Here is a 21395-nt window from a genome sequence, read left to right as displayed (position 1 = left end):
TGATTGAAAGGATATCGCCATGCTGGACTGGAAAAACCGTGAAGGCAGTGCCAAAGGCCCCGCCCCTGAGCCCAAGTCGGCCAACCGCAGCTATTTTCGCAACTTGCTGATGAGCCGGGCTTTGCTCAGCATTATCGGCCTGTACCTGCTGGTCACCGGTGGCCTGGGTTGGTACTGGAGCCAGGAGCCGGCGCTGTTTCCGGTCCAGCAGAACGCCCAGCTTGCCGCCGAGAAGGAAGGCAAGCAGATGGTCGTGGGCTACACCACGGTCGAAACCCTCAAGACCGTGGTCGGCACCTTGCTGAACAAGCCTGGCGGCTACATCTCCAACGACCGTTTCCCGCCGGGCTTGTGGATGGACAACATGCCGAGCTGGGAATATGGCGTGCTGGTGCAGGTGCGTGACCTGACCCGCGCACTGCGCAAAGACTTCGCTCGCTCCCAGTCGCAGTCGGCTGAAGACGCGGACCTGGCCAAGGCCGAACCGCGGTTTAACTTCGATAACAAGAGCTGGGTGCTGCCTTCGAGCGAGTCGGAATACCAGGAAGGCATCAACTCCCTGAGCCGCTACGAAGCGCGCCTGTCTGACCCGAACCAGCGCGGCGCACTGTTTTACGCGCGTGCCGACAACCTGAACAACTGGCTGGGCGATGTGGCGACCCGTCTGGGCTCGCTGTCCCAGCGCCTGTCGGCCAGCGTCGGCCGCGTCAAACTGAACACCGCGCTCAAAACCGAGGCGCTGGCGCCGGGCGAAGTGCCGCAAGTCGATGAAGAAGTGGTGGAAACCCCATGGATGCAGATCGATAACGTGTTCTACGAAGCCCGTGGCCAGGCATGGGCCTTGTCCCATCTGCTGCGCGCCATCGAAGTCGACTTTGCCGACGTGCTGGCCAAGAAAAACGCCACCGTCAGCGTGCGCCAGATCATTCGTGAGCTGGAGGCCTCGCAGGAGCCGGTGTGGAGTCCCATGATTCTTAACGGCAGTGGCTTCGGGGTACTGGCGAACCATTCGTTGGTGATGGCCAACTATATTTCCCGGGCAAACGCTGCAGTGATCGACTTGCGTCAGCTCCTCAACCAGGGTTGATGATGGACGCTACTCAAAAGGAGGCCGAACACCGTGCGGCCTCCGATGCTGAACTGATCTGCTGGGTCGACGAGCAGGACAAGCTGCTCGGCCACCTGGTCAGGTCCGACCTGCGCCAGCGCGGCCTGATTGGCCGTTGCACCTTTATCTTTCTGTTCAATTCCAAGGGCGAGCTGTGTGTGCATCGGCGCACCTTGAGCAAGGCCCTGTATCCGGGGTTCTGGGATACGGCGGCTGGCGGCATGGTGGCGGCGGGGGAAAGCTATGCCCTGTCGGCACAGCGAGAATTGGCCGAAGAGCTGGGCGTAAGTGGAGTGGAGTTGGTCGAGCACGATCATTTTTACTTTGAAGATGGTGACAGCCGCCTGTGGTGCACTTCCTACTCTGCCGTATGGGACGGCCCGTTGTGTTTGCAGCCTGAAGAGGTCATGGATGCACGCTTTCTGCCCCTCGAAACGGTGCTTGCCGAGGCCGAGCAAAAGCCCTATTGCCCGGATGCTCAAGAAGGTCTGCGGCGCTATCTCGCCTCACGTCGCTAAAGTTGCATAAATTGGCGCCATTTGGCTCTTAGCAACTTCGCTTTTTGCCGTTACACTGCGCGCCTTTTCACCCGAACCACATTAGCGGTTCGGTAGCGCTGCCCCTGCCTGAGTGGGGCTTCGCGGTCGGTCACCGCCCTTTGCGGCGCCGATCAGTCTTCATCCTCCCAAGAGGATTGCCGGTGGCCAAAAAAGCCGCATCCTTCGCCGCCCTTGGTGGCCTGGTATTTTCCACCGACGCAGGTCGACACTGCCCGGACTGTCGTCAGCCCGTGGATTCGTGTACCTGCAAACAGACCCTGATCCCCGAAGGCGATGGCATTGCCCGCGTACGCCGCGAGAGCAAAGGCCGTGGCGGCAAAACGGTGACTATCATCACCGGCGTGCCCCTGGCCGAAGATGCCCTCAAGGAGCTGGCCACCACGCTGAAAAAGCGCTGCGGCACCGGTGGTGCGTTGAAAGACGGGGTCATCGAGATTCAGGGTGATCACGTCGAACTGCTGTTGGCCGAGTTGATCAAGCTCGGTTACAAGGCCAAGAAGTCCGGTGGCTGAAAGCCTCTTCCCAACCTGTGGCTAAACTCTGTCCTGCGAGTGGGGTCTGACCTTCTTGCAGGCAAATCGTCATTTTCATTCTTTAGACTGCGCCAGCCTCCGCTTGAGGTGGCGCCTTCGCCTTCATTTATAGGGGACTTCGATGTCCGTACGACGCACACGCAAAGACGATGGCAGCCAATGGACAGTTGCGGACAGCCGCAGTGTTTACGGGATCCGCCATTGGGGGGCCGGTTATTTCGCGATCAATGAAGCCGGTCGCGTAGAAGTCCGCCCCAACGGTCCGAACAGCACGCCGGTCGATTTGTACGAGCAGGTCGATCAACTGCGTAAAAGCGGCCTGTCGTTGCCGCTGCTGGTGCGTTTCCCCGACATACTGCAAGACCGTGTACGCCAACTCACCGGCGCCTTCGATTCGAATATCGAACGCCTGGAATACCAGAGCAAGTACACCGCGTTGTACCCGATCAAGGTGAACCAGCAGGAAGCGGTGATCGAGAACATCATCGCCACCCAGAACGTTTCCATCGGCCTGGAAGCGGGCTCCAAGCCCGAGCTGCTGGCCGTGTTGGCCCTGGCGCCGAAGGGTGGCACGATCGTCTGCAACGGTTACAAGGACCGCGAGTTCATCCGCCTGGCGTTGATGGGTCAGAAGCTTGGTCACAACGTATTTATCGTGATCGAGAAAGAATCCGAGGTCGGGCTGGTGATCGAAGAGGCCGCCAGCCTCAAGGTCAAGCCTCAGGTGGGTCTGCGTGTGCGCCTGTCTTCCCTGGCATCGAGCAAGTGGGCGGACACCGGTGGCGAGAAATCCAAGTTCGGCTTGTCGGCGGCGCAGTTGCTGTCGGTGGTCGAGCGTTTCCGCGCGGCCGGCCTGGACCAGGGCATCCGCCTGCTGCACTTCCACATGGGTTCGCAGATCGCCAACCTGGCCGACTACCAGCACGGGTTCAAGGAAGCTATTCGTTACTACGGCGAACTGCGCAACCTCGGCCTGCCGGTGGACCACATCGACGTCGGCGGCGGCCTGGGCGTGGACTACGACGGTACCCACTCGCGTAACGCCAGCTCGATCAACTACGACATGGACGACTACGCCGGCGTGGTCGTGGGCATGCTCAAGGAATTCTGCGATGCGCAGAGCCTGCCGCACCCGAACATCTTCTCTGAAAGCGGTCGCTCCCTGACCGCCCACCACGCCATGCTGGTGGTGCAAGTCACTGATGTCGAGAAGCACAACGACGAAATCCCGACCATTGAAAACAAGGAAAGCCTGCCGGAAACCGTGCAATGGCTGGTGGACCTGCTCGGTCCGACCGACATCGAAATGGTCACCGAAACCTACTGGCGCGCCACCCACTACATGAGCGACGTGGCCACCCAGTACGCCGACGGCAAACTGACCCTGGCCGAAAAAGCCCTGGCCGAACAGTGCTACTTCGCCGTGTGCCGCCGCCTGCACAACTCGTTGAAAGCCCGCCAGCGTTCGCATCGCCAGGTGCTGGACGAGCTCAACGACAAGTTGGCCGACAAGTACATCTGCAACTTCTCGGTGTTCCAGAGCCTGCCGGACACCTGGGCCATCGGCCAGGTCCTGCCGATCCTGCCGCTGCACCGCCTCGACGAAGAGCCGCTGCGCCGTGCCGTGCTGCAAGACCTGACCTGCGACTCCGACGGCAAGATCAAGCAGTACGTCGACGAGCAGAGCATCGAGACCAGCCTGCCGGTGCACGGCTTGAACGAAGGTGAAGACTACCTGCTGGGTATCTTCCTGGTCGGCGCGTATCAGGAGATCCTGGGCGACATGCACAACCTGTTCGGTGACACCGACTCGGTGAACATCTACCAGCGTGAAGACGGTTCGGTGTACAGCGCCGGGATCGAGACCCACGACACCATCGAAGACATGCTGCGCTATGTGCACTTGTCGCCGGAGGAGTTGATGACGCATTACCGCGACAAGTGTGCGAGTGCGAAGATCTCCGCGTCGGAGCGTACCCAGTTCCTGGATGCGTTGCGCCTGGGCTTGACCCGTTCTTCGTACCTGTCCTCGTAATATATGTGGGAGGGGGCTTGCTCCCGATAGCGGTGGATCAGTCAATGAATCTGTTGACTGACACTCAGCTATCGGGAGCAAGCCCCCTCCCACATTTGGATCTGCATTCCTTCAGTTTGCTCCCAGCCACAGCCCTTGCCGATTCAAGCGCCAGGCGATCGCCCAGAGTGTCAGGCTGCGTACCGCCATGAACAGCAGGAAGGTTACCCACAGCCCGTGGTTACCCAGCCCCTGCAATGCCCAGGCAATCGGCAGCACCAACAGCACCGTCAGCAACATCCCATTGCGCATCTCCCGCGCCCGCGTTGCGCCGATAAACAGTCCATCGAGCAAATAACTCCACACCGCTATCAACGGCAGTACCGCAAGGTAGGGCAGGTAGATATCGGCGGTTTCGCGCACACTGGGAATATCCGTTTGCATAGCGATAAACAGATGGCCGCCGAAGGTGAACAACAGGGCGAAACCGATGCTGGCGATCAGCGACCAGCCGCAGGCAACCACCAGCGAGCGGCGCAACGCCTGGCGGTCATGGGCGCCAATGGCGTGCCCGCACAGGGCTTCGACGGCGTGAGCCAGGCCATCCAGCGCATGGGCCGTCAGCAACAGGCCATTGAGCAGCAGCGCATTGGCTGCAACGGTGGCGTCCCCCAGCCGTGCACCTTGCACCGTGATCATGAAAAACACTGACTGCAAGGCGAGGCTGCGAATAAAGATATCGCGGTTCACTGCCAGCAGCGGGCGCCAGCTTTGCCACAGTTTCAGCGCGGCCCAGGCGATATGCCCGGGATAGGCGCGCAGGGCTTTTTGCGTGAGTGCCAGGCCGAGCAGCGCGCCGGTCCACTCCGCGATCACCGAGGCGCGGGCGGAGCCGACCACGCCCCAGTCCAGGCCGAGTACAAACCACAGGTTAAGCGCAATGTTGACCAGGTTGGTGGTCAGCAGAATCGCCAGCGGCGCCCGCGCATTCTGTGTGCCGAGGAACCAACCGACCAGCGCATAGCTGGCAAGGGCGGCGGGCAGGCCGAACAGGCGGGTGTGGAAGAATTCGCGGGTCAGTTGGTTCAGTTCAGGGGAGGGCTGCATCCATTCCAAAGCCAGATGGCTCAGGGGAATACCGACCGTGCCCAGTAACATCGCCAGCCCCAGCGCCAGCAGCAAGCCTTGCAACAGGATTTGCCGCAGCGCCGCGCCATCCTTGCGCCCGGCGGCCTGGGCGGCAAACCCGGTGGAGCCCATGCGCAGGAAACCCATGGCCCAGGCCAGGAAGGTATACAGGCTGGCACCGACGGCCACGGCGCCCAGTTGATGGGCGTGGGGCAGGTGGCCGATGACCATGCTGTCGACCAGGGCTACCAGCGGCACGGAGATATTCGACAGGATCATCGGCGCGGCCAGGGCCCAGACGCGGCGATGGGTGGGGCGGTGGCGCCAGTCGGCAAGCAGGGCGGTCATGAAGGCTCCTTGGTGGAGCGGGCATTGTACCCGTCCACCCATCACGCCGCAGATCCATGTGGGAGGGGGCTTGCCCCCGATTGCGGTGAATCGGCCAGGAATTTCTAACCTGATACACCGCCATCGGGAGCAAGCCCCCTCCCACATTTTGAACTGCATTGTTTGTGGGATTTGGTTTAGCCCGGAAGGCACCCAGAACCAAACTTCCCTCCGTCGGTCAATGTGACCGGCACCGCAGCAGCCAGCGCGGCGCTGATATATAGTTCACCCCTCGGTTCCCTCTGACTACGAGTGCCCCATGCTTAACAAAGGACTGTTCCTCGCTTGTGCGCTGGCCCTGCTGAGCGCCTGTGATTCTTCCGATAAGCCCGCTGCACCGACGGCACCCGCCGCGGCAAGCGTAGTGCCCAAACCCGCCAAGGCGGCGGTCGACGTGGCGGCGCTGAAGCAGCGCTATGCCGGGCGCGAGTTAAGCGTGGTGGACGTGTCCGAGGTGCAGTTGGACGGGGCCAGCACCTTGTCGGTGAGTTTTTCCATTCCTCTGGACCCGGATCAGAAGTTCGCCGACAAGCTGCACTTGGTGGACAGCAAGTCCGGCAAGGTCGATGGCGCCTGGGAGCTTTCCGATAACCTAATGGAGTTGCGCCTGCGCCACCTGGAGCCGCAGCGCAAGTTGGTGCTGACCGTGGACGCCGGGGTGAAGGCAGTCAACGGCAACACCCTCCCCGCCGAATACAGCGCCCGCCTGGAAACGCGCGACCTGCAAGCCACCGTCGGCTTCGCCAGCCGTGGCACGTTGCTGCCGACGCGCCTGGCCGAGGGCCTGCCGGTGATCGCGCTGAACGTCGACAAGATCGACGTCGAATTCTTCCGCATCAAGCCCGAATCCCTGCCGTCGTTCCTGGCGCAGTGGGGGCGCAATACCAGTCTGCAAAGCTATGAGTCCCGTGAACTGCTGCCAATGGCCGAGCTGGTCTACGGTGGGCGTTTCGACCTGAACCCGGCACGCAACACTCGCGAAACCCTGCTGCTGCCGATTGCCGGCCTCAAGCAATTGCAGCAGCCGGGCGTGTACCTGGCGGTGATGCGTGCCTCGGGCACCTACAACTATTCGCAACCGGCCACGCTGTTTACCTTGAGTGACATCGGCCTGTCGGTGCACCGTTATGCCAATCGCCTGGATGTGTTTACCCAAGCGTTGGAAGGCGGCAAGGCACTGAACGGCGTCGAACTGGAAATCCTCGATGCGGAAGGCCGCGTACTCGGCCAGGGCAAGACTGAAGACGGTGGTCACGCCGAGCTGCCACTGCCGAAAAAAGCCCAGGTGTTGCTGGCCAAACAAGGCGAGCAGACCAGCCTGTTGCGCCTGGACAGCGCCGCGCTGGATTTGGCCGAGTTCGATATCGGCGGGCAGCCGTCCCACCCGCTGCAGTTCTTTGTGTTCGGCCCGCGTGACCTGTATCGCCCCGGCGAAACCGTGCTGCTCAATGCGCTGTTGCGCGACAAGGATGGCAACGCGGTCAAGCCGCAGCCGGTGAGCGTCGAGGTGCGTCGTCCGGATGAACAGGTGAGCCGCAAGTTTGTGTGGGATGCTGATGCCTCCGGCCTGTATCAATACGCGCTGCAACTGGCCGGCGAAGCACCGACCGGGCGCTGGCAGTTGGTATTTGACCTGGGTGACGGCAAGCCGCAACTGTATGAATTCCTCGTCGAAGACTTCCTGCCCGAACGCCTGGCACTGGAACTCAAGGGCAGTGAAACCGCACTGAGCCCGGCGGAGAACCCGGTCATTCAGGTCAATGGGCGCTATCTGTACGGCGCACCGGCATCCGGCAATCGGGTCAGCGGCCAGGTCTATGTGCGCCCGCTGCGTGAGGCGGTCAAATCCTTGCCGGGGTACCAGTTCGGTTCCGTCACTGAAGAAGAGCTGAGCCAGGATTTCGAACTGGACGAAAGCGTACTCGACGCCAACGGCGAGCAAGCGCTGACCCTGGAAAGCAAATGGGCCGAGGCCAAATCCCCGTTGCAACTGATTGTGCAAGCCAGCCTGCAAGAGTCCGGCGGGCGGCCCATCACCCGACGCTTGGTGCAGCCGATCTGGCCGGCCGAGCAATTACCGGGCCTGCGCGGGTTGTTTGACGGCAAGGAAACCAATGGCGATGGCCCGGTGGAATTCGAAGTGCTGGTGGCCAACCAGGACGGTCAGAAACTAGCTGCGCAAAACCTCAAGGTGCGCCTGGTGCGTGAGCGCCGTGACTACTACTGGAACTACTCGGAGAACGATGGCTGGAGCTATCACTTCAACGAGAAATTCCTCAACCTCGATGAGCAGAGCCTGAACATCAAGGCCGGCGACACCGCCAAGGTCAGCTTCCAGGTGGAGTGGGGCCCGTACCGTGTCGAGGTGGAAGACCCGCAGACCGGACTGGTCAGCAGCGTGCGCTTCTGGGCCGGCTACCAGGCCCAAGACAACACCGAAGGCGGCGCCGTGCGCCCCGACCAGGTCAAGCTGGCGTTGGATAAACCGGCCTATGGCGATGGCGACACCGCCAATGTCACCGTCACGCCACCGGCTGCCGGTAAAGGCTACCTCTTGGTGGAATCCGCCGAAGGCCCGCTGTGGTGGCAGGAGATCGACGTACCGGCCGAAGGCAAAAGCTTTGCGGTGAAGCTCGACCCGAAATGGTCGCGCCATGATCTGTATGTGAGCGCCCTGGTGATTCGCCCCGGCGAGCGCAAAGCCAATATCACCCCCAAACGTGCCGTGGGCCTGTTGCACCTGCCGCTGGATCGTACCCAGCGCAAACTCGGCCTGACCCTCACTGCACCGGAAAAAATGCGCCCCAAACAACCTCTGACGGTGAAGATCGCCGCCAAAAACGCCGATGGCAGCGTGCCCCAACAGGTGCATGTGCTGCTGGCGGCGGTGGATGTGGGCATCCTCAATATCACCGAATACCCCACGCCTGATCCGTATTCCAGCCTGTTCGGCCGCAAAGCCTATGGCGTCGACCAGTTCGACATCTACGGCCAGTTGATCGAAGCCGGCCAGGGGCGCCTCGCCAGCCTGGCATTTGGCGGTGACGCGGCGTTGGCCAAAGGCGGCAAGCGCCCGGACACCAGCGTGACCATCGTTGCCCTGCAAAGCGCGCCGGTGACCCTGAACGACAAAGGCGAGGGCGAAGTCAGCGTCAATATCCCCGACTTCAACGGCGAACTGCGCCTGATGGCCCAGGCCTGGAGCGATGATCGCTATGGCATGGCCGAGGGCAAGACGGTCATCGCCGCACCGCTGATTGCCGAGCTGTCGGCGCCGCGCTTCCTGGCCGGAGGCGACCAGACCACCTTGGCCCTGGACCTCTCCAACCTGTCGGGCAAGGCGCAGAAACTCGATGTGCAATTGACCGCGCAAGGGCAGTTGGAACTGGTCAACGGCGGCGCGCAATCGGTTGAGCTCAAGCAAGGCCAGCGCACCACCCTGCGTATTCCGGTAAAAGCCTGGGGCGGTCTCGGCCAGGGCAAGGTCAAGGTCACCGTCAATGGCCTGGACCTGCCGGGGGAAAACCTGCCGCCGTTCAGCCGCGAATGGACCCTGGGCGTGCGCCCGGCGTACCCGGCCTTGCTCAAGCATTACCGCGCTGTGCTCAAGGATCAGCCGTGGAGCCTGCCGGCGGGCACGCTCGATCAGTTCGATGCCTCGGGGCGTGAGGCGCTGTTGAGCCTGTCGAGCCGGCCGCCGTTGAACCTTGGTGCACAGATCAGTGCGCTCAAGGCCTACCCCTATGGCTGCCTGGAACAAACCGCCAGCGGCTTGTACCCGTCGCTCTATGCCGATGATGCGCTGCTCAAGCGCCTGAGCATCAAGGGCGAACCGGATGCCGAGCGCAAGCGCAAGATCGAGTTGGGCATCGAACGCCTGCTGGGGATGCAGCGCTACAACGGCAGCTTTGGCTTGTGGGGCGCTGACGGCGAGGAAGAATATTGGCTGACCGCCTATGTCACCGACTTCCTGCTGCGCGCCCGCGACCAGGGGTTTGCCGTACCGCCTGAAGCCTTGAAGAAGGCCAGCGAGCGGCTGCTGCGGTATGTGCAGGAACGCAACCTGATTGAAGTCGACTACAGCGACAACGCCGAGCACACGCGTTTTGCCGTACAGGCCTACGCCGGCATGGTGCTGGCGCGCAGTCAGCAGGCGCCGTTGGGTGCCTTGCGCAGCCTGTTCGAACGCCGCAGTGATGCGCGCTCCGGCTTGCCATTGGTGCAGTTGGCCATCGCCTTGCAAAAAATGGGCGACCAGCCGCGTGCCGATCAGGCCTTGCTCGCCGGTTTGGCGGCGCAGCGCAGTGCCAAGGAATGGCTGGCCGACTACGGCAGCCCATTGCGCGATCAGGCGATGATCCTGGCGCTGCTGGAGGAAAACGACTTGGCCAAGGGCAAACGTGAAGAGCGCCTGTTTACCTTGTCGGACCAGTTGGCGGCCAGCCCGTATCTGTCGACCCAGGAGCGCAACTCGCTGTTCCTGGCCGGGCGGCTCGGTTTCGCCAAGCCGGAGGCTGACTGGCAGGTGTCGCTGACCGGCAGTGGCGGGGCGCGGGAGCTGAACAACCAGCAGTCCACGCTGCAACTGGATGAAAAGCTGCTATCCAGCGACCTGAGCCTGAGCAATCAGGGCCAGACCCCCGTTTACCAGCAGCTGACTATTTCAGGTTACCCACAACTGCCACCGGCAGCGGGCGGCGAGAACCTGAGCATTCGCCGCGAATACCTGGGCATGAACGGCCAGCCGTTGAACCTGCGCAGCCTCGACAGCGGTGACCTGGTGCTGGTGCACCTGGCCGTCAGTGCCAAGCAACGCGTGCCGGATGCCCTGGTGGTAGACCTGCTGCCCGCCGGCCTGGAGCTGGAAAACCAGAACCTGGCACAAAGCGCGGCGAGCCTTGAGAACGCCAGCAGCCAGGTGAAAGAATGGCGCGAGTCGATGCAGAACGCATCGCTCAAGCATCAGGAGTTCAGGGATGATCGCTATGTGGCGGCGATGAACCTGGACGGCTACGGCACCACGCACTTGCTGTACCTGGCACGCGCAGTGACGCCTGGCACCTATCGCGTGCCGCCGCCGCAAGTGGAGTCGATGTATCGGCCGAACTGGCAGGCGGTGGGCGAGACGCCGGGGGATATGGTGATCAAGGGCCGCTGATTGCTGATCGCTGAAGTTGAAGTGGGGGACTCTTGTGGGAGGGGGCTTGCTCCCTCCCACAAGGGATTGGGGCTGTCAGATAAATCAGTGCACAACCCAGCTCAGCAACCACAGGCCCAGCAGCAGCCAGATGATGCCCACGATGATCGAGGCCCGCATAAAGGCGCGTACCGCCGAGTACAAGAAGAGCAACCCGACGATCAGGGTGATGATGCTGATGATCGAGGTGTCCATGCCCAAGGTGCGCGACAAGCCATCGATAAAGTTGCCGCCAGCGTGGGTCAAGGCCCCGAACAACCCGCTCAGGCCATCGACGATAAAGCGGATGACGGAGCCGAGCGCCTGGCCCAACCATTCGAAAAAGCTTTCTACCTGCATGTGCGTGTCCTGATAAGAAGGTGGGCGTAACTGAGCCTTTGGTCGTTATTGCGACAGGCTAGTTCCCTACAAGCATAGAGGTTTAGCCGCTTGAATTTGCGTTTTGTTGCCCGCTGGACCCTGGCGAGCCTGCTGTTGGTAATCGCCGTGCTATGGCTGGCCGATCGTATCTGGCCATTGCCCCTGCCCCAGGACGACCTGGCCCGTGTGGTGCTGGCCGAAGATGGCACGCCGCTGTGGCGATTCGCCGATGCCAACGGCGTATGGCGCTACCCGGTGCAGACGCGCGAGGTGTCGCCGTATTATCTCGACGCGCTGCTCACTTACGAAGACCGCTGGTTTTACCAACACCCCGGGGTAAACCCGCTGGCGCTGGTACGCGCGACCTGGCAAAACCTGACCGGTGCACGGGTGGTGTCCGGCGGCAGTACCTTGTCGATGCAGGTGGCGCGTTTGCTCGACCCGCATTCACGCACCCTGCATGGCAAGTTGCGTCAACTGTGGCGTACCGCGCAGTTGGAGTGGCACCTGTCCAAGGACGAAATCCTCAACCTTTACCTCAATCGTGCGCCCTTCGGCGGCACGCTGCAGGGCGTGGCAGCGGCGAGTTGGGCGTATCTGGGCAAGTCGCCCTCACAACTGACCCACGCCGAAGCCGCCTTGCTCGCGGTATTGCCCCAGGCGCCCAGTCGCTTGCGTCCGGACCGTCATCCGCAACGTGCCCAGGAGGCCCGCGACAAAGTGCTGCGCCGCCTCGCCGAATTCCAGGTGTGGCCGCAGCCTGCGGTCGATGAAGCCCTGGAAGAACCGCTGCTGCTCGCCCCGCGCCTGGAACCGAGCCTGGCGCCGTTGCTGGCGCGGCGTCTGAACCGCGCCGACAGCCCGCCGCTGATTCGCACCACCCTGGACGCCACCCTGCAACGCCGCCTCGAAGACCTCCTGCTGGGTTGGCGTGCACGCCTGCCGGAACACACCTCGGCAGCGATTCTGGTGGTGGAAGAGGAAAGCATGGCAGTGCGCGCCTACCTGGGCTCGGTGGATATCAACGACACCAAGCGTTTTGGCCATGTGGACATGATCAGTGCGCTGCGCTCGCCCGGTTCGACCCTGAAGCCTTTCCTGTATGGCATGGCGTTGGACGACGGCCTGATTCACTCCGAGTCCCTGTTGCAGGACGTGCCCCGGCGTTACGGCGATTATCGGCCGGGCAACTTTTCCATGGGCTTTACCGGGGCGGTGCCGGCGAGCACGGCGCTGTCCAGCTCGTTGAACCTGCCGGCGGTGCAACTGTTGGAAGCCTACGGGCCCAAGCGCTTTGCCGCACAGATGCGCATCGGCGGCATGCCGTTGGCGCTGCCGGCGCTGGCCGAGCCGAACCTGGCGCTGATCCTCGGCGGCGCGGGCAGTCGCCTGGAGGACCTGGTGAGCGGCTACAGCGCCTTGGCCCGTGATGGCAAAAGCGCGACGTTGCGACTACAGCCGGAGGACGCGCTCAGGGAGCGGCCTTTGCTGTCGCCGGGGGCTGCGTGGATTGTGCGGCGCATCCTCAGCGGCCAGGCACGGCCCGACCGCGACCCGCGTGCCGAGTTGGTGCAACGCCCGGTGCTGGCGTGGAAAACCGGCACCAGCTATGGCTTTCGCGATGCCTGGGCGATTGGCGTGGGCCCGCGTTATTTGATCGGCGTCTGGATTGGCAGGCCCGATGGCACACCCGTGCCGGGCCAGTTCGGCCTGGCGTCGGCGGCGCCGTTGATGCTGCAGGTGCATGACGTGCTGACCAACCGCGACAGCCAACGCGGCATCAGTGCCCCGGTCAAACCGGTGCCGGCGAATATCGGCGTGGCGGCAATCTGTTGGCCGCTGGGCCAGCCCATGGCCCGCAGTGACCCCAATTGCCGGCGCCAGCGGTTTGCCTGGACCCTGGACAACACTACGCCGCCTACCTTGCAGGCATTGGATCAACCCTTGAGCGTGGGGCTGATGGAGAGCATCTGGGTCAATGCCAAGGGCTTGCGGGTTGATGCCCATTGCCCTGGCGCGGTGCCGAGGCATATTGCCCTGTGGCCCGCGCCGCTGGAGCCCTGGTTGCCAAGGGTTGAGCGCCGTGAAGCGCGCATTCCTGCGCCTGACCCGGATTGCCCGCCACCGGCGCTGGCTGCGGCTTCGCCATTGTCCATTGTGGGCGTGCGCGAGGGCGACCAGTTGCGCCTGCCCGCGGCCAGCCAACAAGCCTTGCGCCTGAAAATCTCCGCGTTGGGCGGCAGCGGTCGGCGCTGGTGGTTTCTCAACGGCGCACCGTTGGGGGACAGCGCCAATCAGGACAGCATCAATGCCAGTTTTGAGCGGCTGGGGCGCTATCAGCTCAGCGTGTTGGATGAGGCCGGTCAAACCGCCAGGCTCGAGTTTAGCGTGGTTGATTAGGGCCTCATCGGGGGCAAGCCCCCTCCCACATTTTGAAATGTGTTCACAAATCAAAGTGTGGGAGGGGGCTTGCTCCCGATAGCGCCCTTGAGAACACCACCGCTATTCACTTGCCTTCAATCCCCATCCCCCTGAAGCTATACCCATTCAGGAGCCCCCCAATGAACCTCGAACACCTCACCGAACGCCTGCACCGCATCCGCGATACCAACGACTGGAAGCAGTTCCACAGCCCGAAAAACCTGGCCATGGCCGCCAGTGTGGAAATGGCCGAACTGGTGGAAATCTTCCAATGGCTTACTGAAGACCAATCCCGCCAGCTTCCCGCCGATAAACTCGCCCATGCGGGCCAGGAAGTCGGTGACATCGTGCTGTACTTGCTGTTGCTGTGCAGTGAGCTGGGCCTGGACATGAATGAAGTGGTGCGTGCCAAGTTGGCCGACAGCGAGCGGCGGTTTGCCCATGAGTGATCGTCATTTCGACCAGTTGGCCACGCGTTTTGCCGAGAAAATCTATGGCGGCGCCAAGGGCGCGATTCGCCTGGCGGTGCTTCAGGCTGACTTGCTTGAAGCGTTGCCTGATCGTCCGTTGCGCGTGCTGGATATCGGCGCGGGCCTGGGGCATATGTCGCTGTGGCTGGCCGAGCGCGGCCACCAGGTGACCTTGGCTGAACCCGCTGAGCCGATGCTCGACGGTGCGCGCCAACGTTTTGCCGACGCCGGCCAAAGTGCGACGTTTATTCATGCGCCATGGCAAGACTTGCTCGGCCAACTCACCGAGCCTTACGATCTGGTGCTGTGCCACGCGGTGTTGGAATGGTTGGCCGAACCCCATGCCATCCTGCCGGTGCTGCATCAGTTGACGCTGCCCGGCGGCTGGTTGTCCCTGGCTTTCTACAACCGCGATGCGTTGATTTACCGCAACCTGCTCAAAGGCCACTTTCGCAAAATGCGCAAGAACGACATGGCCGGTGAAAAGCAGAGCCTCACGCCGCAGCAACCGCTCGACCCTCGGGAATTGGCGGCGCAACTCGAAGGGTTGTGGCAGGTCGAAAGCCAGAGTGGGGTGCGGGTGTTTCACGACTACATGCCGATGGAGTTCCAGGCCCGCGCCGATTTGCAGGACTTGTTGGAGATGGAGCTCGCTCATCGTCGTCACCCAAGCTTTGCCGGGCTTGGGCGTTATTTGCACTGGATCTGCCGTCCGGTTTAAGCGGCCCAGTCTGCGGAGGTCGAAATGCGTCGTCTCGGTTTAATCCTGTTATCCCTGGGGCTGGGGGCGTGCTCCAGCCCCAACCCTTACGTCGCCGCTTCAGCGCCGATGCCGCCGGCTCCGGCGCAGGCGGCCACGACCTTTGATGCCAGCGCCTATCCGGCACCAGTACGCGACTATGGCGCCTATCGCAGTTGGGGCTGGCTCAACGGCCAACTGCCGGCGGGTACGGCCTGGGCCGATTCGGCACAGATTGCCGAGGCGGTCAGCGGCGCCCTCGACCAGCGCGGCCTGCGCCCCTTGCATGACAACCGTGTGCCCGACCTGCTGGTGAGTGCCGATGTGCGCCTGGAGAAGCGCCTGCGCCAGGTCCAGGACGATTACGGGTATGGCTACAGTGGCTACAACCGCTATGGCAACGGTTATGGCATGTACAACACAGTGCCTGTGGTACGCACCTATGAAGTGACGGTGGCGGTGGCGCGCATCAGCCTGTTCGACGCCCGCACCCGCCAACAGGTGTGGAGCACCAGCGCAGAAACCACCAGCCAGGGCAGCCTGAGTGAGCGCGCCGATAGCTTGCGCAAGGCAATGCAGAAGGCAATGGCTGCCTATCCGCCCAGTTAGCAGCTATTCTCATTTCAGGTTCATGTCGTTTTCTGGAGAACATCATGTTGGGTCGCATCGCTGCACTTGCTGTTGTTGTGTTGCTGGGCGGTTGCCAGAGCAACCAGGTCAACCACGATTTCGACGCCAGCCGCGACTTTGGCGCCTACCGCAATTGGGCCTGGAAAGACCCGGCGTTGCAGTACCGCCCCGATGACCCGCGGATCAAGAGCGACCTTACCGAGCAGCGCATCCGCCAGGCCGTGGGCGAGCAACTCGACCAACGCGGCCTGCGCCCGGCAGCGGCAGGTACCAAGGCCGACCTGAATGTACAGGCGTACCTGATCGTCGAAGACCGCCAGCAACAAGTCACCACCAACTACGGCGGCGCCTGGGGCGGCCCATGGAATGGCTACTGGGGCGCGCCGATGTACAACGAAACGCGCAACATCACCTATAAAGTGGCGACCATCCAGATCGACCTGCTCGACGGCAAGGACGGCAAACTGGTGTGGCGCGGCAGCGACGAGCAAATGATGGCCAGCACGCCTAATCCGGAAGATCGCAGCAAGGCCATCCGCAGTACGGTGACCAAAATCCTTTCCAACTATCCTCCGCACTAATCAACATCGGATAACTAATGTGGGAGGGAAACTTTTATCAGTCGTCAATGTGGCGAGTTGCCAGCAACCTGCCTGTCCCTTGTCTACACTCCAGTGCAACCCCGGTGAGTTAGCGCAGGAGTGCTTCGATGTCTCCCCGATTCGGTTCCAGGCAGCGTGGGGCAATAGGCTTGATGGCGGCAGGCACCTTGGCCTTGGCCCTGGTGTTTACTTTGCTGGCGGTCGACAGCGGGCGTCTGTATCTGGAAAAGCGCAAGCTGCAGTCCGTCGCCGATACTTCGGCGCTGGAAGCGGCCGGCCTCGGTGGTCAGTGCGGCGCCAACACCACGGCCAACGCCTACGCCACGCAAAACGCTGCGCGCAATGGTTTTGTGGTCGGCAATGGCCGCACCTTGGCCGTAACGTGCGGGACCCTGGCCACCAACGCCCTGAACACTCGGGTGTTTACCGCCGATGCCACCAAGAGCGACGCGATCCGCGTGGTGGCTTCGCGCACGGTGATGAGCAGCATCGCCAACGGTCTGTGGAACCTCTTTAGTGGCGCGCCGATCACCGCGCAAATCAACCTGAGCGCCACCGCTGTCGCGGCGACGCCTCCTCCGGTAGCGCAGTTGTCGATCCGCAGCAGCCTGGCCAGTGTCGATTCGAGCAAGTCGCCAATACTGAACCTGGTCATCGGCAACCTGCTGGGGGGCAACCTGTCGCTCACGGCAGCCGGTTGGAACGGCTTGTTGCAGACCAACGTCAACCTGCTCAGTTATCTGGACCAGTTAGCGATCGACTTGCAGGTAAAGGCTGGAGACTACGATGCATTACTTAACACCGCCGTCTCCGCTACCCAGTTGATCGATGCCGCCGTCAAGGTCTTGCAGAAAAACGGCGCGGCGGTCACGTCGGTGATCAATGACGTGATTTCTATTGAAGCGATTGCGCCTAATTCCAAGCTGTTGACGGTGGGGGACCTGATCGACATCGCCACTGGCACGCCGACGGCGGCGCTCAATACCAATGTGCAACTGTTTCAGTTGCTCGAAGCGGTGGCGCAGTTGTCCAGCAGCAAGAATGCCGTGAGTGCGGCGGCGCAAATCGCTATTCCGCTGGTGGGCAACGTTTCGATCCAGACCAAAGTCATTGAGCCGCCGCAGTTGTCGGCCATTGGCAATCCGGCATTGGCGAAGAAGGGCTTATTGAATGTCCCTCCGACCGATCAGATTTTTGTGCGTACTGCGCAAGTGCGCACATTGGTGACCGTACAGGCGCCGATTATCAAGGCCGTGTCCGGCGTGGCTTCCATATTGACGGGGCTGGGTACGCCGGTGTCTCAAGTGGTCAAGGGCTTGTTGAACCTCAACCTGCCGGCAGTGGTGGGAGGGGTGCTATGCCTGGTGGCCTGCAATGTGGCTGATGTTGATGTTACGACGTCGCTGGCCATTTACATTGAAGCCGGCAGCGCGCAAACCCATGTCACGGACTTCAATTGCGACTCGCCGGCCTCCAAATCCTTGACGGTGAAAACCACTACGTCCCTGGCTACCCTGGCGGTTGGTACGGTGGATCCGGTAGCGGCTTTTTCTTCATCCGCACCTGTCAATGTGCAGCCTGTCAGGCTGATCGATTTTGGCGAGCGCTACTGTGTTGTCCTGACGCTGTTGTGCAGCCCCACCCGTACACCCAATGTGGGGGGCGGTTTGCTGTTGAAGGCCAACTCCACCATTGCCGCGCAAACCAGCACGATGGTGTTTTCGCCGGTTGCCGAGATGAATGCGCCGCCGACCTATAAGTTCGCGCCGGGCACAGCCAATATCGTCGGTAGCCTGGCGGCGACTTTAAATGGCTTGCAGGTGACTTACGCACCGCCCAGCGGCAGCGTATCCAACGGTGCGCTGGCTGGCGTCGCCGGGCTGCTGGCGACAATCACCACGGCGGTGGTGGGGCTGATCCAGAACGTGCTGTCGCCGATCCTTGATCCCATCGTCAACACGTTGCTCAGTGCCTTGGGCATCAACTTGGGCAACGCCGAAGTTGGCGCCAACCTCACCTGCCATATGGGCCGGGCTTACCTGGTGATCTGATCCTGGACGATGGGCAGTTCTACGCAGAATTTCGCTCCCGCCTCGCCATTGCTGACGCTCAGGCGCCCGCCCATGTTTTCTACAATCCCATAGCTCACCGAGAGCCCCAGCCCGGTGCCTACGCCGATTGGCTTGGTGGTAAAGAACGGCTCGAAAATCCGTTCCAGCAAGCGCGGGTCAATGCCGCCTGCGTTGTCTTCGACCCAGATGCGTACATGGTGGCGGTCATGCTCGCTGTACAGGGCAATCCAGGGGCGCAGTGCGGGATTCTTTTCGCGCTGGCTGAGCAGAGCGTCGCGGGCGTTGACCATCAGGTTGATCAGCACCTGTTCCAACTGATCGACGTAGCCTTTGACCTGCACCGCAAAGTCCGCAGGTGTGATGCGCACTTCCACACCTTTGCCACGCAAGCCTTCGCTGAGCAACGCCAGGGTGCCTTCCAGCGCTTGCGCCGGGTCGAACGGTTGCTGCTCGATTTCCGAGCGACGGCCGAACACGCGCATGTGGTCGACCACCCGGGCTGCGCGTTGCACCTGGGCGTCGATGCGCTGGAGTTTTTCGGTGAGATAGTCGATTTGCACATCGCCATTGCCCAGGCGCTTGAGCACGTTGACGACGGCCATATGCATTACGTTCAGCGGCTGGTTGATCTCATGGGCCAGGCCGGTAGCCATTTCGCCGAGGGTGGCCATTTTGGCGCTTTGGGTCAGTTGTTGTTGTGAGCGGCGCACTTCAGTGTTGTCGCGGCCCACGGCTTGCACTTCCACCAGGGTGCCTTGCTGATCAAACACGCCACGGTCGGACCACACCCACCAGGCATGTTCGCGTCCGGGCAGTTGCAGGCTGATCTCGGCGGTGCTGACCGGGAATTCGGGGGTCAATCGCGCGATGCGTTGCACAAAGGACGCGCGCTGTTCATCCGACAGCCATTGGCCCAGGTCAATGCCCGGCAATTGGGCGGGCTGGCATTCCAGGTAGTTGGCCAGCGGCGTGTTGCCGAAGGTCAGGATCAGGTCGGGCCGGTAGCGGCAGATCATTGCCGGTGAGTCTTCCACCAGGATGCGGTAGCGCTCCTCACTCTGGCGCACTTGCTCAGCCGCCAGGGTCGCTTCGGTCACGTCCAGCCACAGGCCCACGGCTTCCACCGGCAGGCCGAGGTCATCGCGCAACAGCTTGGCTTCGTCGAGCAGCCAGTGGTAATGGCCTTGTTTATCGCGCAACCGGTAGCGGCTGCGCACGGTGCCTTCGCGCAGCAGTTGGCGGGTGCGTTCAAAGTAGAGTTCGCGGTCGTCGGGGTGGATCAGCGTTGCCAGGGTGTCGTGGTTGCACTCGGCCAAGGTCCAGCCCAGCAGCGGTAACAGGCTGGCGCTGAAAAACGCCGGGTGCAGCGCTCCGTTGACGTAGCGCTGTACATAGATCACCGCCGGTGAGCTGGCAATCAGGTTGTCCAGGCGCGCATGGGCGGAGGCGGCTTGCAGTTGCTGGTTCTTGATGTCGCTGATGTCGAGCATGAAGCCGATCCAGCGCCGCTCACTGCCCACGCCCAGCACTTGCCCCTGTATGCGATACCAGAGCGGCGCCTGCTCGGCCTGTGTGCGTTGCAGGCGTACGCTGGTCAGCAACGGCTTGCCCAGGGCTTGCAGATCTTGCAGGCGACTATTGAGGGCTTGGCGGTCGGCGGGGTGGATCAATCCGAGCCAGGTGTCGAGGGCCTGGCGGGTGGGGCCGTCCTCCTGGCTCAGGTTGCGCAGCAATTGTGGCGCCAGCTGGATCTCTTGGGTGGCGGGCAACAGTTCCCACCAGCCGGTGCCGAGCAGGCTCTGCAAGGCTTCCACCCGTTCCAGTTGTTGGTGGTGGCGCTGTTCACGCAGGCGGCTCAGCAGTGGCGCGGCGAGGGCGGCGCACAGGGTGAGCCAGTCACGTTCGCGGGTGTGATCCACCTGGCCGTCGTAGCAGCCACACAACAACCAGGCCGCCACGCCGTGGCTGTCGCGGTAGGGCACCAGCAATCCGCCGGCATTACCGAAGATGCTGTGCAGGCGCGGGTTCTCGCTGCGGCCCAGGGCAATGTCCAGGTTCAGAGGCATGTTGCCGTTCAGGCTGTCGAGGCTGGTGCCAAGATGCTGCCCGGTTTGCCACAGGGCCGGGGCATCATGGGCGGCGTATTGGCTGTAGATGCGCCAACCCTGATCGTCTTCGTCGAGCAGCGCCATCGCTACGCAAGGTATGCGCCAGCGCTGGGCCACGCTGCGCAGGTGCTCGTTGAACACCTGTGGCAGGCGGTTGAAGCTGCACACGCGCAGTTGTTCGCTCATCAGGCCAGCGAGTTGATGGTTCTGTTCGCGCTGTTGCATCCGTGCCCGGTCGGCCAGCAGGTCGGTGACATCCAGCAGGCGCAGGGCCCAGCCGTCGCCCTCTGGCTCAAGCCAGCCGCGGGTGTGCAGAACCAGGCCGGCGGCACCCTGAAAGTCCAGGTCCAGACCCTGTCGTTGCCATTGCGGCGGTGCACCTTCGACACTCAGCGCGCTGCTCGGGCACAGCAATGTGCGCAACGGCGGGTTGGGCGTGTTGACCAGGTGTTGGTCGAGCAGAGGCCGCAGGCTACCGGCAATGCTTAGCACTTGGCCCAGGTTGTCCAGTTGCAACTGCAGGCCCGGCACAGGCGTTGCCGGGGCATCCAGGGCCAAGGCGCTGCTGCGCCCGCGCAGGCGTGCGAACAATTTATCCCCCGTCGTCAAAACTGAAGGCTCGAGGTAGCGGTCAGGTTGGTGGGCAGGTTCGGAACGGTGCCAACGCCAGGCAATACCAGGGCCGGCAACACCGCTTTGATGTTGGCTGATGGATAAGTGATTTTCACCGTCAGCAAGTTATTGGTGTAAGTGGCGGTGATGTAGCCGGGCAAAAAATTCAAGGAGCCGGGGATCCAGTTCAACTGCGCCTGGGCTGCATCTTTGGCGCGCTGCACAACCAAAGCCGAATAGCCTGCGGTGCCTGGGTCCAGTGACACACTGCGGCGCACGCCTTCTGCCGCCGCCTGGTGGAACGACTGCATCAGCAGCAGCGGCAAGCTGTAGCTGAGGAGGCCGTAGAACACCGCAAAGAAGATTACGAAGACCAAGGCAAACTCGATCGCCGCCGCACCTTTTTGCTTTCTCGGGAGGCCTGATTTCATGACTGCGTCTACCCTGAGGCGAG

At 62.3% G+C, this 21395-nt stretch carries 15 protein-coding genes; 11 read left to right on the top strand and 4 right to left on the bottom strand.

Annotated elements, in window-relative coordinates; translation table 11 throughout:
- Positions 1-19: 19 nt before the first annotated feature.
- From TK42_RS06600 to speA, 4 genes are all read left to right on the top strand, one after another.
- Positions 20-1087, top strand: coding sequence for a DUF2333 family protein (locus TK42_RS06600; RefSeq protein ID WP_003188197.1), 1068 nt, complete (start codon positions 20-22; stop codon positions 1085-1087).
- Between the two features lie 2 nt (positions 1088-1089).
- Positions 1090-1626, top strand: coding sequence for an NUDIX hydrolase (locus TK42_RS06595; RefSeq protein WP_103733875.1), 537 nt, complete (start codon positions 1090-1092; stop codon positions 1624-1626).
- A 182-nt stretch (positions 1627-1808) separates the two neighbouring features.
- Entirely contained in the window at positions 1809-2180 is a 372-nt protein-coding gene (locus TK42_RS06590) for a translation initiation factor Sui1 (RefSeq protein ID WP_103733874.1), read from the top strand.
- A gap of 142 nt (positions 2181-2322) precedes the next feature.
- Positions 2323-4236: an arginine decarboxylase gene (gene speA / locus TK42_RS06585; RefSeq protein ID WP_005784410.1), complete on the top strand. Its 1914-nt coding sequence runs from the start codon at positions 2323-2325 to the stop codon at positions 4234-4236.
- A gap of 111 nt (positions 4237-4347) precedes the next feature.
- On the opposite strand, the gene TK42_RS06580 is transcribed toward speA, so the two are convergent.
- Complete coding sequence (locus TK42_RS06580) at positions 4348-5691, bottom strand: MATE family efflux transporter (protein ID WP_103733873.1); 1344 nt, start codon at positions 5689-5691, stop codon at positions 4348-4350.
- A gap of 298 nt (positions 5692-5989) precedes the next feature.
- On the opposite strand from TK42_RS06580, the gene TK42_RS06575 reads away from it, so the two are divergent.
- On the top strand, positions 5990-10888 hold the full coding sequence (locus TK42_RS06575; RefSeq protein WP_103733872.1) for an alpha-2-macroglobulin: 4899 nt from the start codon (positions 5990-5992) through the stop codon (positions 10886-10888).
- A gap of 84 nt (positions 10889-10972) precedes the next feature.
- Here the strand turns inward: TK42_RS06575 and TK42_RS06570 are convergent, their stop codons facing one another.
- On the bottom strand, positions 10973-11266 hold the full coding sequence (locus TK42_RS06570) for a hypothetical protein (RefSeq protein WP_005784417.1): 294 nt from the start codon (positions 11264-11266) through the stop codon (positions 10973-10975).
- 90 nt (positions 11267-11356) lie between these two features.
- On the opposite strand from TK42_RS06570, the gene pbpC reads away from it, so the two are divergent.
- The 6 genes from pbpC (at position 11357) to TK42_RS06540 (ending at position 18200) form a co-directional block, all read left to right on the top strand.
- Positions 11357-13687: a peptidoglycan glycosyltransferase PbpC gene (pbpC, locus tag TK42_RS06565; protein ID WP_103733871.1), complete on the top strand. Its 2331-nt coding sequence runs from the start codon at positions 11357-11359 to the stop codon at positions 13685-13687.
- A gap of 161 nt (positions 13688-13848) precedes the next feature.
- The gene (locus tag TK42_RS06560) at positions 13849-14157 is read left to right on the top strand and encodes a MazG-like family protein (protein WP_003188211.1); all 309 of its coding nucleotides are present in this window, start codon (positions 13849-13851) and stop codon (positions 14155-14157) included.
- Complete coding sequence (locus TK42_RS06555; protein WP_078820191.1) at positions 14150-14899, top strand: methyltransferase; 750 nt, start codon at positions 14150-14152, stop codon at positions 14897-14899. The genes TK42_RS06560 and TK42_RS06555 overlap by 8 nt, the downstream gene beginning before the upstream one ends.
- 24 nt (positions 14900-14923) lie before the next feature.
- Entirely contained in the window at positions 14924-15526 is a 603-nt protein-coding gene (locus TK42_RS06550; protein ID WP_103733870.1) for a DUF4136 domain-containing protein, read from the top strand.
- 44 nt (positions 15527-15570) lie between these two features.
- Positions 15571-16128, top strand: coding sequence for a DUF4136 domain-containing protein (locus TK42_RS06545; protein ID WP_032878099.1), 558 nt, complete (start codon positions 15571-15573; stop codon positions 16126-16128).
- A gap of 128 nt (positions 16129-16256) precedes the next feature.
- Complete coding sequence (locus tag TK42_RS06540; RefSeq protein WP_103733869.1) at positions 16257-18200, top strand: pilus assembly protein TadG-related protein; 1944 nt, start codon at positions 16257-16259, stop codon at positions 18198-18200.
- Here the strand turns inward: TK42_RS06540 and TK42_RS06535 are convergent.
- The gene (locus TK42_RS06535) at positions 18185-20938 is read right to left on the bottom strand and encodes a PAS domain-containing sensor histidine kinase (protein ID WP_103733868.1); all 2754 of its coding nucleotides are present in this window, start codon (positions 20936-20938) and stop codon (positions 18185-18187) included. The two genes, TK42_RS06540 and TK42_RS06535, sit on opposite strands and share 16 nt — an antisense overlap.
- Positions 20935-21372, bottom strand: coding sequence for a TadE/TadG family type IV pilus assembly protein (locus TK42_RS06530; RefSeq protein ID WP_032878095.1), 438 nt, complete (start codon positions 21370-21372; stop codon positions 20935-20937). Before TK42_RS06530 ends, TK42_RS06535 begins: the two co-directional genes overlap by 4 nt.
- Positions 21373-21395: the final 23 nt, after the last annotated feature.

Source organism: Pseudomonas sp. GZJR-8 (assembly GCF_002916705.1).
Classification (GTDB): Bacteria; Pseudomonadota; Gammaproteobacteria; order Pseudomonadales; family Pseudomonadaceae; genus Aquipseudomonas; species Aquipseudomonas synxantha_A.
The sequence above is the reverse complement of the archived record's forward strand: the minus strand, read 5'-3'. Positions and strand labels throughout refer to the sequence as shown.